The 16,153-nt window shown below is 67.4% G+C and carries 9 protein-coding genes; 7 read left to right on the top strand and 2 right to left on the bottom strand.

All coding sequences use genetic code 11. The features are described 5' to 3' along the window. Positions 1 to 90: 90 nt before the first annotated feature. From KY501_RS47435 to KY501_RS47405, 7 genes are all read left to right on the top strand, one after another. Positions 91 to 1,443: a TolC family protein gene (locus KY501_RS47435; protein ID WP_224371799.1), complete on the top strand. Its 1,353-nt coding sequence runs from the start codon at positions 91 to 93 to the stop codon at positions 1,441 to 1,443. A gap of 9 nt (positions 1,444 to 1,452) precedes the next feature. After that, positions 1,453 to 2,625, top strand: coding sequence for an efflux RND transporter periplasmic adaptor subunit (locus KY501_RS47430; RefSeq protein ID WP_224371797.1), 1,173 nt, complete (start codon positions 1,453 to 1,455; stop codon positions 2,623 to 2,625). Further along, entirely contained in the window at positions 2,622 to 5,723 is a 3,102-nt protein-coding gene (locus tag KY501_RS47425) for a multidrug efflux RND transporter permease subunit (protein WP_224371795.1), read from the top strand. Before KY501_RS47430 ends, KY501_RS47425 begins: the two co-directional genes overlap by 4 nt. Next, complete coding sequence (locus tag KY501_RS47420) at positions 5,720 to 8,770, top strand: multidrug efflux RND transporter permease subunit (protein ID WP_224371794.1); 3,051 nt, start codon at positions 5,720 to 5,722, stop codon at positions 8,768 to 8,770. The genes KY501_RS47425 and KY501_RS47420 overlap by 4 nt, the downstream gene beginning before the upstream one ends. A 220-nt stretch (positions 8,771 to 8,990) precedes the next feature. Further along, positions 8,991 to 9,275, top strand: coding sequence for a hypothetical protein (locus KY501_RS47415; protein WP_224371793.1), 285 nt, complete (start codon positions 8,991 to 8,993; stop codon positions 9,273 to 9,275). Positions 9,276 to 9,350: 75 nt separating this feature from the next. Continuing rightward, a complete protein-coding gene (locus KY501_RS47410) occupies positions 9,351 to 9,641 on the top strand; it encodes a hypothetical protein (RefSeq protein ID WP_224371792.1) in 291 nt (96 codons plus the stop codon). 375 nt (positions 9,642 to 10,016) lie between these two features. Further along, positions 10,017 to 11,861 (top strand): sensor histidine kinase, encoded by a 1,845-nt coding sequence (locus KY501_RS47405; protein ID WP_224371791.1) that lies wholly within the window; start codon positions 10,017 to 10,019, stop codon positions 11,859 to 11,861. Between the two features lie 1,347 nt (positions 11,862 to 13,208). On the opposite strand, the gene KY501_RS47400 is transcribed toward KY501_RS47405, so the two are convergent. Together KY501_RS47400 and metE are read right to left on the bottom strand one after the other, a co-directional pair. After that, positions 13,209 to 13,700, bottom strand: a complete 492-nt coding sequence (locus tag KY501_RS47400) for a QcrA and Rieske domain-containing protein (protein WP_224371790.1) — start codon at positions 13,698 to 13,700, stop codon at positions 13,209 to 13,211. Between the two features lie 49 nt (positions 13,701 to 13,749). Beyond that, positions 13,750 to 16,086: a 5-methyltetrahydropteroyltriglutamate--homocysteine S-methyltransferase gene (metE, locus tag KY501_RS47395; protein WP_224371789.1), complete on the bottom strand. Its 2,337-nt coding sequence runs from the start codon at positions 16,084 to 16,086 to the stop codon at positions 13,750 to 13,752. Positions 16,087 to 16,153: the final 67 nt, after the last annotated feature.

Here is a 16,153-nt window from a genome sequence, read left to right as displayed (position 1 = left end):
CACCCACCGGGCTCCGGTGTCTCTTGGCCGCAGGCACTTGTCCGTCTCGAAGCCGGTTCCTACTACGAGCGCCCCAGGTGAAGGGACGCCATGCCGATCGACATCGGAAAGAGCCGGAGGGCAGGGGTCCGTGCGACGGGAGTGCTCCTCGTCCTCCTTACGGGAGGCGCCGCGGCGGCCCAGCAGCCACCGCGAGTCGTCACGCTGGAGGAGGCGCTCGGCGCCGCGCAGAAGCTCCAGCCCCAGCTGCGGCAGGCGAGGGCCACCACCGAAGAAGCGCGCGCCATGGTCGCCGAAGCCCGCGCTCCCCTCTTTCCCCAGGCGCTCCTGAGCTTCGGCTACCAGCGCGCGACCGCCAACTTCATCTCGCGACCCGGCGCGCTTCCTCAGAGCGCGGGAGGCGGCTCGGCGTCGGAACCCACGAGTTGGAAGACCTTCGGGTTCTTCAGCGGCAATGCCGGGGTGAACCAGCTCCTCTGGGACTTCAACCAGACCACGGGCCGCCTCCACGCGGCGCAGTCCCAGGCCGAGGCACAGCGCGAGAGCGAGCGAGCCGTGATGCTCCAGGTCACCCTCCTCGTCCGCAGCGTCTACTTCACCGCGCGCGCGAACAAGGCACTGGTCGGGGTGGCTCGCGAGACGGTGCGCAACCTCGAGAAGCACCTCGCGCAGACCGAGGGCTTTGTCACCGCGGGCATGGCGCCCGAGATTGATCTCGCCCTGGCCCGCTCCAACCTCGCCACCGGCCGCTCACAGCTCATTGGCGCCGAGAATGCCTATCTCAACGCCAAGGCGCAGCTCAACCAGGCGGTGGGATGGGATCTCGGCCTCGACTACGACGTGGCGGATCTGGGGCTGGAGCCCGTGGAGGGCGAGGACGCTCCCCTCGAAGCGCTGGAAAAAGTGGCGCTCGAGGCCCGGCCGGAGCTGGCCTCACTGCAGCGGCAGGTGGAGGCGCGGCGTCTCACCGTCCGCGCGCTCGAGGGCGCCTATGGCCCCACCCTCGCGGGGAGCCTGAGCTTCTCCCCCGGCGGGAGCCGGCTCGACGCCCTGTCCTGGAACGCGGCGGCGGGGCTCACGCTGAGCTGGCCCATCTTCGAGGGTGGGCTGACGCGGGCACAGGTGCGCGCGGCCGAAGCCGTGGCGGACCAGCTCTCCGCCCAGCTCGACATCGAGCGCCTGCAGGTGCGCCTGGATCTCGAACAGGCCCGCCTCGCGGTTCGCGCCGCCAAGGCTTCCCTCGTCGCGCAGCGGGACGCGGTGCTCAACGCCCGGGAGCGGCTGCGCCTGGCCGAGGGCCGCTATGGGTCCGGCGTCGGCAGTGGCATCGAACTCTCGGATGCGCAGGTCGCCCTCTCCACCGCCGAGGCTCAACTGGTCCAGGCCGATGGCCAGCTGGCGACGGCTCGCTCCCAACTCCTGCACGCCCTCGGGCGATGGTGAACCCGACGCATGCGTACCTCCACGAGCATTGCTCCCTTGCTGCTCACCCTGGTGCTCGGGGCCTGCTCCCGGCCCGCGGGAGGACCTCCTCCAGGCGAGCGCGTCGTGCCCGTGACAGTGGCGAACGCGCAGCGGCGCGACGTGCCGATCTTCCTCGAAGGACTCGGCACCGTGTCCGCGTTCCAGACCGTCACGGTGCGCCCCCAGGTCGATGGGATCATCGAGCGCGTCTTCTTTCGTGAGGGCCAGGCCGTGCGCCGAGGCGAGCCGCTGGCTCAGATCGACCCGCGCCCCTTCCTCGCCCAGCTCCACCAGGCCGAAGCGGCCCTGGCCCGTGATCAAGCCCAGCTCGCCACCAACAAGCGGAACCTGGAGCGCTACGAACTCCTCGCCCAGCGCAAGCTGATTCCCCAGCAGCAAGCGGACGACCAGCGCGGGCTGGTCGCTCAAGGAGAGGGAGTGGTGCGCGCCGATCAGGCTCAGATCGAGACGGCGAAACTCAGCCTCGTATACGCGCGCATCGTCTCGCCCCTGGACGGCATCACGGGCATCCGCAACGTCGATCCAGGCAACCTCGTCCGTGCCACCGACACAACGGGCATCGTGGTGGTGACCCAGCTCGACCCGGCGGCTGTCCTGATCTCCCTGCCGCAGGACGTGCTCACACAGGTGGTCGAGCAGCAGCGCCGAGGCCCGCTCGAGATCCAGGTCTTCAGCCGCGACGGCTCCGCCGAGTTGGGACGCGGGCGGCTCGAGGTGATCGACAACGCCATCAACACCACCACCTCCACCTTGCGTCTCAAGGCGGTGGTACCCAACCCAGAGAGCGCGCTGTGGCCCAACGCCTTCGTCAAGGCGCGGCTCCTGCTCACGACGCGGGTCGGGGCCCTGGTGGTACCGGCGCATGCGCTGCAGCGCGGCCCGAATGGCACCTTCGTCTACGTCGTGGGCTCGGACAAGACCGTGCAGCCACGCCCCGTCACGGTGGAGAGGCAGCAGGGAGACCTGGTGCTCATCTCGAAGGGCCTCCAGCCGGGCGAGGGGGTCGTCACGGAGGGACAGGGCCAGCTGCGCCCAGGCAGCAAGGTCGCGGCGAGGCCCTCGGCAGGCACGCCTGATGGCGGCGTCCCGGAGGGCACCGGTCCCGGCGTCGGCGGCAGCCCGAGGACTCCGACTCCATGAGCATCTCCGAGCCCTTCATCCGGCGCCCCGTCGCCACCACGCTGCTGACGGTGGGGCTGATGCTCGCGGGCGTCGCGGGCTACGAGCAGCTCCCGGTGTCGGCGCTCCCCCAGGTGGACTACCCCACCATCGTGGTCTCCACCCTGCTGCCTGGCGCGAGCGCGGAGACGATGGCCTCGGCCGTGACCACGCCGCTCGAGCGCCAGTTCGGGCAAATCCCCTCTCTCGCGCAGATGACCTCGGTGTCGAGCTTCAGCAGCTCGCAGATCACGCTCCAGTTCACCCTGGAGCGCGGCATCGACGCCGCCGAACAGGACGTGCAGGCGGCCATCAACGCCACCTCGAACCTGCTGCCCGCCACCCTGCCGGCCCCGCCGACCTACAGCAAGAGCAACCCGGCCGACACACCGGTGCTCACGCTGGCGGTCTCCTCGGACTCGCTGCCGCTCGACCAGGTGAACGATCAGGCCGATTCGATCCTCGCGCAGAAGATCTCGCAGGTGACCGGCGTGGGGCTCGTCGCGATCAGCGGCGCGCAGAAGCCGGCGGTCCGGGTCCAGGTGGATCCCTCCTCGCTCGCGGGCGCGGGGCTGACGATCGACGATGTGCGGACCGCGCTGGTAGCGGCCAACGTCAATCAGCCGAAAGGCAATCTCGACGGCCCGCGGCTCGACTATGCCCTGGCGACCGATGACCAGCTCCATGGCGCCGAGGCCTTCCGGCCACTGGTGCTCGCCTTTCGAAACGGTGCTCCGATCCGGCTGCGCGACGTGGGAGACGCCATCGACGGCGTGGAGAACGACCAGCTCGCCGGCTGGGCGGGTGAGCAGCGGGCCATCATCCTCAATGTGCTGCGCCAGCCGGGCGCCAACGTCATCCAGGTCGCCGATCGGGTCAAGGCGCTGCTCCCGCAGCTCGCTCCCACGCTGTCACAGGGCTTGAACGTCTCCATCCTCAACGACCGCACGGAGACGGTGCGCGCCTCGGTGAAGGACGTGCAGTTCACGCTGGCGCTCACCGTCCTGCTCGTGGTGGCGGTGAACTTCGTCTTCCTGCGCTCGGTGCGCGCCACCCTCATCCCGGGCATCGCCGTGCCCCTCTCCCTGGTGGGCACGTTCGGGGTGATGTACCTGGCGGGTTACAGCCTGAACAACCTCTCGCTCATGGCGCTGACGATCGCCACGGGCTTCGTGGTCGATGACGCCATCGTCATGATCGAGAACATCTCCCGCTTCATTGAAGAGGGAGAGACGCCCTTCGCCGCCGCGCTCAAGGGCTCCAGGCAGATCGGCTTCACCATCGTCTCGCTGACGGTGTCCCTCATCGCGGTGCTCATTCCCCTCCTCTTCATGGGCGGGCTCATCGGGCGCCTGTTCCGCGAGTTCGCCGTCACGCTAGCCATCGCCATCACGGTCTCGGCGCTGCTCTCGCTCACCCTCACCGCGATGATGTGCGCGCACCTGCTCAAGCGCCAGGGCACGAACCCGCGCTCCCGCTTCCATCGCGCCTCGGAGCGCTTCTTCGAGGGGATGATCGCGGTCTATCGCAAGGGGCTCGACTGGGTGCTCGCCCATCAACTGCTGACGCTCACGGTGACCGTGGGAACGCTGGCGCTCACGGTGCTCCTGACGAGCCTCATCCCCAAGGGCTTCTTCCCCTTGCAGGACACCGGGATGATCCAGGGGATCACCACGGGCCCGGCCGACGTCTCCTTCACGCGCATGATGAGCCTGCAACAGCAGCTCACCCAGGTGGTCCTCCAGGATCCCGACGTGGCGACGGTGGCCTCCTTCATCGGCCCGGACGGCACCAACCCCACCATCAACAGCGGCCGGCTCCAGATCGCCCTCAAACCTCACGCGCAGCGATCGGCCAGCGCCTCCGAGATCATCACCCGGCTCAAGCCGAAGCTCGCGCAGGTCAGCGGCATCCAGGCCTTCCTCCAGCCCTTGCAGGATCTGCAGGTCACCAGCCGCACGAGCCAGACTCAGTTCCAGTACACGCTGGAGGACGCCGACCCGGTGGAGCTCGCTGAGTGGGCTCCACGCATGGTCGAGAAGCTCCGCTCGCTCCCCGAGCTCGTGGACGTGGCGAGCGATCAGCAGTCCGGAGGACTGAAACTCGCGCTCACCATCGATCGTGACACGGCGGCGCGCCTGGGCGTGCTGCCGCAGCAGGTGGACGACGCTCTCTACGACGCGTTCGGCCAGCGGCAGGTCTCCACCATCTTCACGCAGCTCAACCAGTACCGGGTCATCCTCGAGGTGAAACCCGAGCTCCAGCAGCACCCCGGCACCCTGGAGCAACTGTACGTGCGAACCCAGGCCGGAGACGCGGTACCGCTCTCGGCCATCGCCCACTCCAGCATCGTGCCCGCCGCGCTCACCATCAACCACCAGGATCAGTTCCCGTCGGTGACGCTTTCCTTCGATACCGCGTCTGGTGTGGCGCTGGGGCAGGCAGTCAAGGCCATCCGCCAGGCCGAGGCCGAAGTGAACCTGCCGCCGGGGATCCGCGCCGAGTTCCAGGGCACCGCTCAATCCTTCCAGGAGTCGCTCGCCAGCGAGCCCGTGCTCATCCTCGCCGCGCTGCTCACCGTCTACATCGTCCTGGGCGTGCTCTACGAGAGCTACATCCACCCCATCACGATCCTCTCCACGCTCCCGTCCGCGGGCGTGGGAGCGCTGCTCGCGCTGATGCTCTGCCGGATCGAGTTCAGCATCATCGCGCTCATCGGGATCATCCTGCTGATCGGCATCGTGAAGAAGAACGCCATCATGATGATCGACTTCGCCCTCGAGGCCGAGCGTGAGCAGGGGCTCTCGCCGCGAGAGTCCATCCGCCAGGCGGCGCTGCTGCGCTTCCGGCCCATCATGATGACGACGATGGCCGCGCTGCTCGGCGGCATTCCGCTCGCGCTGGGGCAGGGCACGGGCTCGGAGCTGCGGCAGCCCCTGGGCGTCAGCATCGTGGGCGGCCTGCTGGTCTCGCAGGTCCTGACGCTCTTCACCACACCCGTCATCTACCTCTACATGGAGCGGCTCGCGCGCCTCGCGCCGTGGCGCCGAGAGCCGGAGCAGGCCCGGAGCGCCTCGTGAACATCTCGGAGCCCTTCATCCGGCGGCCGATCGCCACCTCGCTGCTGGCCGCGGCGATCCTGCTGGCCGGTAGCGCGGCCTACACTCAGCTCCCGGTGGCGCCGCTGCCTCGCGTCGACTTTCCTACCATCAACGTGAGTGCCTCACTCCCGGGAGCCAGTCCGGAGACCATGGCAGCGGCCGTCGCCACGCCGCTGGAGAGGCGCTTCGGGCGCATCGCCGGCCTCAACGAGCTCACCTCGACCAGCACCCTGGGCAGCACCTCCATCACCTTGCAGTTCGGCTTGGACCGGGACGTGGACGCCGCGGGGCGCGACGTCCAGGCGGCCATCAACGCGGCCGGCGGAGATCTCCCCACCAACCTGCCGAGCCGCCCCACCTACCGCAAGGTGAATCCGGCCGACGCTCCCATTCTCATCCTCTCGATGAACTCGCCCACGCTGCCGCTGGGCGAGGTGTACGACGCGGCCAACAACATCCTCGCGCACAAGATCGCCCAGGTGCCGGGAGTGGGGCAGGTCTTCGTCGGTGGCGGACAGCAGCCGGCGGTGCGTGTCCAGGTCGATCCCAGCGCGCTCGCGGGCGTGGGACTCGGCCTCGAGGACGTGCGCACCGCGCTGGCGCAGGCGAGCGTCGATCGGCCCAAGGGGGTGATCAACGGTCCCCAGCAGGCGATGGTGCTCGCGGCGAACGACCAACTCCTGGACGCCTCGAGCTACGAGGACATCATCCTCGCCTGGCACGGCGGCGCGCCGGTGCGCCTGCGCGACGTGGGACGAGCCTTCCAGAGCGTGGAGAACGAGCGTGTGGCGGCGTGGACGGACGGCCAGCGCTCCATCTCGGTCATCATCCGTCGCCAGCCCGGCGCCAACATCATCGACGTGATCGAGCGCGTGAAGGCACTGCTACCCTCGCTGTCGGGCTCCATCTCTCCGGCCATCGACGTGCACGTGGCGCTGGACCGCAGCGCCACCATCCGAGCTTCGGTCGCCGACGTGAAGCGCTCGCTGGTGCTCAGCGTGGTGTTGGTGGTCCTGGTGGTGTTCGCCTTCCTGCGCAGCGGGCGGGCCACGGCCATCCCCAGCGTCTCCGTACCTCTGTCGCTGATCGGGACCTTCGGGGTGATGTTCCTGTGCGGCTACAGCATCGACAACTTGTCGCTGATGGCGCTCACCATCTCCACGGGCTTCGTGATCGACGACGCCATCGTCGTCACCGAGAACATCGCCCGCTCCGTCGAGGAGGGCGTCCCTCCCATCGAAGCCGCGCTTCGGGGGACGAGGCAGATCGGCTTCACCATCATCTCCATCACCGTGTCGCTGCTCGCCGTCTTCATTCCCCTGCTGCTCATGGGCGGCATCGTCGGGCGCCTCTTCCGGGAGTTCGCGGTAACCCTGAGCGTGGCCATCATCGTCTCCGCGCTGGTGTCGCTCACACTCACGCCCATGCTGGCCTCGCGGATGCTGCGCCGGCCCAGGGCGGCGGAGAAGGATCGCTCCGGGGGCCTCTTCCAACGCCTGCTGCACGCCTACGACCGGGCGCTGGGGGCCGTGCTCCGCCACCCCAAGGCGACCCTGCTGGTGCTGGGAGCGACGATTGCCTTCAACCTCTACCTCTATGTGGCGGTGCCCAAGGGGCTCTTTCCGCAGCAGGACACGGGCTTCCTCACCAGCATCTCGGACGGCCCCCAGGACATCTCCTTCCCGGCGATGCTGGAGCGCCAGCAGGCGGCCAACGAGATCATCCACCGCCACCCAGCCGTGAGCCACTCCACCTCCTTCATCGGCGGGGGCACCCTGAACACAGGCAACGCCTTCATCGAGCTGAAGCCACGCAACCAGCGCCACCAGAGCGCGGACCAGGTGATTGGCGAGCTTCGCGGCCAGCTCTCGCGCATCCCGGGCATCCAGGTCTTCCTCCAGTCAGTCCAGGACGTGCGCATGGGCGGCCGCCAATCCCGGACGCAGTACCAGTACGCACTCCAGGACGAGAACCTCCAGGAGCTGCAGGACTGGGCGCCTCGCATGCTCGAGAAGCTCCGGACCCTGCCGCAGCTGAGAGACCTCGCGAGCGACCAGCAGACACAAGGGCTGAGGCTCTCGGGGACGATCGATCGCGACACGGCGGCCCGGCTCGGCATCACCCCCGCGCTCATCGACCAGACGCTCTACGACGCGTTCGGTCAGCGTCAGGTCTCCACGCTCTTCACCCCCACCAACCTCTACCGCGTGGTGCTGGAGCTCGACCCCCGGGTCGGCGCCCATCCCGACACGCTCGACCGGCTCTATGTACGGCCGCCGACAGGCGCTCCCGTGCCGCTCACCTCGGTCGTGCGCTTCCGGCCCGAGCAGACACTGCTCTCGGTGAATCACCAGGGCCAGTTCCCCGCAGTGACGCTCTCGTTCAATCTCGCCCCGGACGTGGCGCTTGGGGAGGCGGTGGCGGCCATCCGGCGGGCCCAGCTGGAGATCGGCCTCCCGGCGAGCGTGAGCGCCAGCTTCCAGGGCACCGCTCAGGCCTTCCAGGAATCGCTCGCCAGCGAGCCCCTGCTGATCCTCGCCGCGCTGCTCGCCGTCTACGTGGTGCTCGGAATCCTCTATGAGAGCTACGTGCACCCGCTGACGATCCTCTCCACCCTGCCCTCGGCGGGGGTGGGAGCGCTGCTCGCGCTGCGGCTCTTCCAGATGGAGCTGAGCATCATCGCGCTCATCGGCATCATCCTGCTGATCGGCATCGTGAAGAAGAACGGCATCCTGATGGTGGACTTCGCACTGGAGGCCGAGCGCAGCCAGGGGCTCTCGGCTCGCGAGGCCATCCATGGGGCCTGCCTGGTGCGGTTCCGGCCCATCCTCATGACCACGATGGCGGCCATCCTCGGAGGACTCCCGCTCGTGCTGGGCCAGGGCACCGGCTCGGAGCTCCGGCGGCCGCTCGGCATCGCCATCGTGGGCGGGCTGCTCCTGTCCCAGCTCCTCACGCTGTTCACCACCCCCGTCGTCTACCTGGAGCTGGACCGGTTGACGCGAAGGCGTGGACGAGCCGCCTGAGAGCACCACCCCCATGGCACGGCATGCCGTCTACCGGCAGTGGACGCAGTCCATACCGGCGGTGCTGGCAATCCGCCGTTCGACGCGGCGCATCCAGGAAATAGCCGCCTAAGCATCAAAAAAAGACCAAACCGCCAATCGACAAAGATCCAGAAAAACTGCAAAGAGACAACAGCTCGATGTCGGCGCGTCGCCGGCACTTACCCTGGAGTCTCTCGCCTTGAAGCTAAAGACCGTGATGATGAGCCTGGCGTTCGGTGCTCTCCTTGCCGCCTGCGGCGGCCCCATCTCCGAGGAGAACCTGGACAACTCGGCGGATGAGATCGGTGCCACCGAGCAGGGCGTCTGTGAGGGTTGGGAAGCTGGCGGGCGCCGTTGTACCTGGAAGTGCAGTTCCAATGGCATGTGGATCTACGCCACCGGCACCGTGACCTATGGCGGGTGCACGGCGTACGCGAACGACTTCTGCAAGGGCAACGCGGTCTCCGTCTGCTGGAGCAAGTAGCACCCTCCGGCGGCCCAGGCTGTAAGGCGCCACCCTCCCCCTTTGAAGCTCACCTCCCTTTAGAAAGGCATTCCCTTGAAGCTGAAAACCCTGATGATGAGCCTGGCGTTCGGTGCCCTCCTCTCCGCCTGCGGCGGCCCCATCTCCGAGGAGAGCGAGACCTCCGAGCAAGAGATTGGCACGACGAACCAAGCCCTCTGTGAAGGCTGGGACTCGGGTGCCCGTTATTGTACCTACCGGTGCACCTCGTCGCAGACCACGCACTACTTCGCCGGCTACGGCGACGTGCCCTACGGCGACTGCCGTGCGTACGCCGACAGTCATTGCGGCCGGAGCGCGTACAGCGTCTGCTGGAGCAAGCTCTAATCAGTTCCCAGGCCACCGGCGTGGTGGCATGGAGCAGGCACGGGCTGCGGCAGCGGGCAAGCGTGCGCGGCCTGGCGCTGGAGCACACGTGGAGCCGAGCGGTCGTACAGGCGCCGTGCCTCGCCGGCTCCAAGGAGCATCCACACATTATCGGTGATGCCCGAGGACACCCAAGCTGGCGAGCCCATACGCCTCCGACTGTCCGACTTCATCCGTCAACGCCTCCCGGACATTCTGGCTCGATGGGAACACCTGGTCCGCACCCTGCCCGCGGCAAGTCCCCTCTCCAAGCCCCGGCTCATCGACCACATGCCGCAGGTGCTCGAGTGCGTCGCAGCCGTGACCGAGACGGCTCACACGGGCGAGCGGGTAAGCATGAACGCAACGCCCGAGCTCCATGCGCTCGACCGGCTGGACGAGGGCTTTGAGCTGGGGGACGTGACGACGGAATACATCCTGCTTCGCGCCTGTGTGCTGCGGCTCTACCGTGAGCAGAACGCCGCGGAGATGCCTCTGGAGGAAGCGGAGCGCTTCAACCGTGCCATCGATGAGGCCATCCGCCTTTCTGTCTCCCGCTACACAAAGGCCCGCGAGCGGACGCTCGTGGCGCTGGATCGCATCGCGGAGGAGGGCCTGGTGTCCTCGGACGTGGACGTGCTCCTGTCCAAGATGCTGCGTGTCTTGCTGGAGACCACCGCCTCGATAGACAGCGCGGCCATCTTTCTGCGCGAGGGAGAACTCTTCCGGCTGAAAGCCAGCGTAGGGACCGAGGAGGATGTGTCCTCGGGGTTCTGCTTGAGGTTTGGGGAAGGTTTTGCGGGAAGGGTCGCGGTGGAGCAGAGGCCCCTGGAGCTTCACGACGCGGCACACGACCCGGTCGTCATGAGCGCGGCGCTCCGCAGGAATGGGACGCGAGCCCTCTATGGAGTCCCCCTCATGGAGGGAGAAACACTCATCGGAGTGGCGCAGGTGGGCTCCCGCACGGCGTTCGAGTTCTCCTCCTCCGACAAGCTCGTCATCCGGACCATGGTCCATCGCGCCGCGGTGCTCATCTCGCACGCCCAGTTGGTCGCCCGTGAGCGCGCGGCACGGGGAGAAGCCCAGGAGGCACGCTCGCACCTCGAAGCCATGGTCCAGCAGCTCCCCGTCGGGGTCGCCATCGCGGAGGCTCCCTCCGGCAGACTGGTCATGGGCAACACGGAGTTCGAGCGCATCTGGGGGCGACCGTTCTTTGCCTCCGCCACCATCTCCGAGTACCAGCACTATCAGGGCTTTCACCTCGATGGGCGCCCGTACGCTCCCGAGGAATGGCCCATCGCGCGGGCCCTGGTGAAGGGGGAGAAGGTGGCTGGCGAGGAGATCCTCATCCAGCGCAGCGACGGCACCTTTCGGTTCACGCTCCAGAAAGCGGCTCCGGTGCATGCCCCCGATGGGACCATCCAAGCCGCGGTGGTGACGATCCTGGACATCACCGATCGCAAGAAGGCCGAAGAGGACGTGCGCCGGGCGGCGGAGTTCCGTGAGCGCTTCCTTGGCATCGTCAGCCATGACCTGCGCAACCCGCTGAGCGCCATCCTCACCTCGGCCACCGTCCTTCGCGATGACGAGAGCCTGGGCGCGCGACCGCTGCGCGCCACCCAGCGCATCGTCAGGAGCGCCGAGCGCATGGTGCGGATGATCGCGGACCTGCTGGACTTCACACGCGGGCGACTGGGAGGCGGCATTCCCATCACGTCCCGGCCGGCCAACCTGCGCGACATCTGCCGGCATTGTCTGGACGAGTTGGAGTCGAGCCACCCCGAGCGCCAGCTACGGCTCGAGGCCGAGGGCGATTTCCAGGGCGAGTGGGATCCGGACCGGCTCGCCCAGCTCGCGGGCAATCTCGGCAAGAACGCGCTCGACTACAGCTCCGAGGGGACTCCCGTGGAGTTCACATTGCGAGACGAGGGCGACACCTTGTGCATCGAGGTCCACAACGAAGGAGCGCCCATCCCGGCGGACAGCATCCCTCACCTGTTCGAGCCGTTCCGACGGGGCGCCGAGGAGGAGCGCCGCTCCCCCTCCGGACTGCGACTGGGGCTCTACATCGTCCATCAGATTGTTCAGGCCCATGGCGGCACCATCGAGGTGCGCTCGAACGCGGAGGAAGGGACCACGTTCATGGTGCGGCTCCCCCGGCACTCCGTGGGCGGCCGAAATGGCAGAGCTTCACCCGAGTGAGGCTGTAAACCCTTCAGACACGCTAGTTGATCTTGGGGAAAACCATGCCCTCCCGTATCAAGCCCGCGCGTCGGAAGCTTCCTGCCTGCTGCAGCGTGGACGATGGGCAAGCCGCGCTGGTAGCATCGATGGTCCTTCGCGGGAGGGACTGATGCGTTGGCTCTGGCTGGGAGTGCTCGTACTTTCAGGCATGACAACGACCGGCTGCCCCTCGGAATTCGGCAAGGACGGCCGCATTTCCAAGACTGTCCACAAGGATTCGCGGGAACAGATCATCATCATCAAGCGCTGTACGCGCGATGAACTCGATCGGGCCTGCGCGCCTGGCAAGGAGAACTCGCTCGCGTGTCTTGAGTGTGGAGGACCTCCGTAGGTGCGGAGGGGAAACTGGCACAAACTCGGGGCTTTCTTCGCGGGCGTGCTCCTGTCACTGCCTCTGCTGGGGCTGTTGTGGAGACTGCTCACGCCAGCGGTGCCAGCGGACGGGCTACCGGGGGTGCGCGTCAGTCCCATGCTCACCCATGACCAACACATGCGGTTGACGACGTACGGGAAGCTCTGCGGGCCGGGCAAGGAAAAGTGTGAGTCGCCGCTAGGTTGCTTGTTCGACGGCCGCCGCGTACGGGCGACCTGCGTCGACAGCGAGTGTCTGACGGACGCGCAGTGCCTGGAAGACGAGGTCTGCCGACGTCTTGCTACCTGGGGAGACGAGCCCCAGGTCCGCCGCTGTGTCCCTGTGGGATTCCGCAATGAAGGGGAGACCTGCGTCAACCTTCCAGATGTGAAACAAGAAACCTGCGCTGCTCAGTGGCTGTGCAGTGGCCGTGAGGAGAAGTGGTGTGCCCGGCCCTGCCGCCTGGACGACAGCCAGGGGTGTCCCGAGGGCTTCTTCTGCGCGGACACGGTCCCCCAACCCGCTTGCCTGCCCACGTGCAAGATGCGCGGGTGTCTCTCGGGTCAGCAGTGCATCGCCTTCAGTGAAGGCGCTTCCGTATGCGCGAAGGTCTATGGTCCCCAGTGCCAGCAGACCCCCTGCCCTGATGGCCGCCAATGCGACGCACGCTACGACTCACCGCATCCCGGCATGGTGTGGATGGAGTGTGTCGAGGAGTGTGGCGACGGCCTGCCGCCCTGTGGCGCTGGCAAGGTCTGCGACGGTTGGCACTGCCTGCTCGCCTGTGATCCTCATGCCCCAGATGTATGCGGAGAAGGCTATCACTGTAGCCGCCGTGGGAAGGACAGGCCCTACTCGTGCCAGCCCATTTACTGGGATGAGACGATGGCCAATTGAGCAGGGACGACGCGGAGTCAGAAAAAACTCGAACCCAGCGCTGGCAGTGGGTCCTCTCACCTCGGCCGGAAGATCCACACGGATTCTCCCTCTCGAATGGTGCGGAACACGGAGAGTGGACGGGCGGCGGGGCCACGCAACACCTGCCCGTCCTCGCCAAAGCGCGAGCCGTGGCAGGGACACTCCATGAGGCGCTCCTGGGGCACGTACGCCACGGTACAGGCGCCGTGCGTGCAGATGCTCCAGATGGCCGTGTAGCAGCCGTCCTGCGTATGCACGACGACGACGTCCAGCAACACCTCGGGGATGCGCACCGCGGCGGAGCCCCCCGGCTCGCGCAGGACCGGGTAGTCGGAGAGCTTCACCTCCACCCAGCCCTCCTCGGGGCGCCCGGGGGAACCGCCGCAGGAATCTCCTTGAGGAGGCTCCTCGGGTCCAGGCTCGGAGGGCTCGGCTGGAGGATCGCTCCCCCCGCCGCAGCCAGCGCAGGCCACCGCAAGGGCGCAGGTGCCTCGAAGCAGCATGCAGAGCGCGGTCCGACGATCCATCCCTGGAAGCTCGTGCCAATCCATCCCGTCGTCGCTCATCGCATCCACCCTACGACGGGCTGCCTGGCGACGCTAGACGAGGGAGGCCGGCCAGCCGCTCCCGCATCACTCTCGCGGCCTCCACCATGTGAGTGAGCGCGGCCTCCACCTCGGGCCAGCCACGCGTCTTCAGGCCGCAATCCGGGTTCACCCAGAGTTGGCTTGCCGGCAGGACGGAGCGAGCCCTTTCGAGCAGGCCCACCATCTCCTCCTGCGAGGGCACGCGGGGAGAATGAATGTCGTAGACCCCGGGGCCGATCTCGTTGGGGTACTGGAAGCGCGCGAAGTCGACCAGCAACTCCAGCTTGGAGCGCGAGGTCTCGATGGACAGCACGTCCGCGTCCATGCGCGCGATGTCCTCCAGGATGTCGCCGAACTCCGAGTAACACATATGGGTGTGGATCTGTGTCTCGTCCTGGACCCCACTCGTGGCCAGCTTGAAGGCGTCGACCGCCCACCGCAGGTAGTCCTTCCAGTCCTGGCGTCGCAGCGGGAGCCCCTCGCGGATAGCGGGCTCGTCGACCTGGATGATGGAGATGCCCGCAGCCTCGAGATCCTGGACCTCGTCACGCAGTGCCAGGGCAATCTGCCGACACGTCTCACCCCGGGGCTGGTCGTCGCGCACGAAGGACCACTGGAGGATGGTGACGGGACCCGTCAGCATCCCCTTCATGGGCCGGGACGTAAGAGATTGCGCATAGGTGGCCCAGCCGACAGTCATCGGGCGCGGCCGGGCGACATCTCCATAGAGCAGGGGCGGCTTCACGCAGCGCGAGCCATAGCTCTGCACCCAGCCGTTCTCGGTGAAGACGAACCCATCGAGCTGCTCGCCGAAGTACTCCACCATGTCATTCCGCTCGAACTCACCGTGGACGAGCACATCCAGGCCCATGGCCTCCTGCTTCTCGATGCACCGTCGCGTCTCTTCCTTCAGGAAGGCGTCATACTCCGCGGAGCTCAGGCGCCCCGCACGCCAGGCCGCACGCGCGCCACGCACGTCGCCCGTCTGGGGAAACGAGCCAATGGTCGTGGTGGGCAGCACGGGAAGCCGCAATCGCTCCTGGTGCCTGCGGGCTCGCTCCTGGAATGGGGCTCCTCGGCGCGACATGGACTCGTCGACGGTGAGCATCCGGGCCCGGACAGCGGGGTTCCGGGTGCGCGGTGATGCGCGCCGGCTGGCGATGGCCGCTCGCGCACTCGTGAAGGCCGCCGCCGTGGGCGAGTCTTGCTCGGCAGCGCTCGCCAGGGCCCGGACCTCATCCAGCTTCTGGCTCGCGAAGGCCAGCCAGCTCTTGAGCTCCGGCTCGAGCTTGCTCTCGCTGTCCAGGTCCTCGGGGACGTGGAGCAGGGAGCAGGACGGGGCGATGAAGACGCGGTCCGATCCCAGCTCCCGCACCGCGCGGCGAACCTGTTGATGGGCGGCGTCGAGGTCTGTCCTCCAGACGTTTCTTCCATCCACGAGCCCGACCGAGAGGCGCATGGAGGTCGGAAGGGCCTTCAGCGTGTCGTCAAGCTGAGAAGGAGCGCGAACCAGGTCCACATGGAGCGCGTCGCAGCCCGAGCCGGTGGCGAGCGACAGGTTCGCTCCGAGTTCGCCAAAGTAGGTGGCGAGTAGCAGACGGGGCCTGTTGCGCAGTTGGCTCAGCCGCTGGAGCCCTTGCTGGTAGGCCGAGCGCGCTGCAGGCGTGAGGTCCAGCGTGAGGCAGGGCTCGTCGAGCTGGACCCAGGCAACCCCACGCTCTGCAAGCACCGCCAATAGTTGCTCATACACGGGCAGTACCGCGTCGAGCAGCGCCAGGGTCGAAGCGCCCTGCGGCGCGTGGGGTGCGTGCTTCGAGAGCAGCAGGAAGGAGACAGGCCCGAGCAGCACGGGACGGGGATCGACCCGGAGGGCGCGCGCCTCCTCGAGCTCCGCCAGCAGCTTCGAGGCATCCAGATGGAAGCGCTGGCCCACCTCGAGCTCCGGAACGATGTAGTGGTAGTTGGTATCGAACCACTTCGTCATCTCAAGCGCGGCGAGGTCCAGGCCCTGCTGTCGGTCCTGACGTCCGCGCGCCATGGCGAAGTAGCGCTCCAAGGGATCTCGCAGTGACTGATAGCGCTCGGGGATCACGCCCAGGCACACAGCCATGTCGAGCACGTGGTCATAGAGCGAGAAGTCGTTACACGGGATGTGCTCGAGGCCCTTGTCCTTCATCGTCGTCCAGTGCTGGCGACGCAGGCTGGAGGCCGTGGCCAGCAACTCGCTGGAGGTGCTCTTCCCACCCCAGTAGGACTCCAGGGCTTTCTTGAGCTCCCGCGTGCTTCCCATTCGCGGATGGCCCAGGCTCGCTGCAATCACAGTCATGCGTGGCTTCCCTTCTCGAAGAAGGGTTCGCAAAGTACGCAGATGGTGGTTCGTCAGCAATGCGTGA

Source organism: Hyalangium versicolor (assembly GCF_020103695.1).
Lineage (GTDB): Bacteria > Myxococcota > Myxococcia > Myxococcales > Myxococcaceae > Hyalangium > Hyalangium versicolor.
This window is presented reverse-complemented; position numbering and strand designations above follow the sequence as displayed.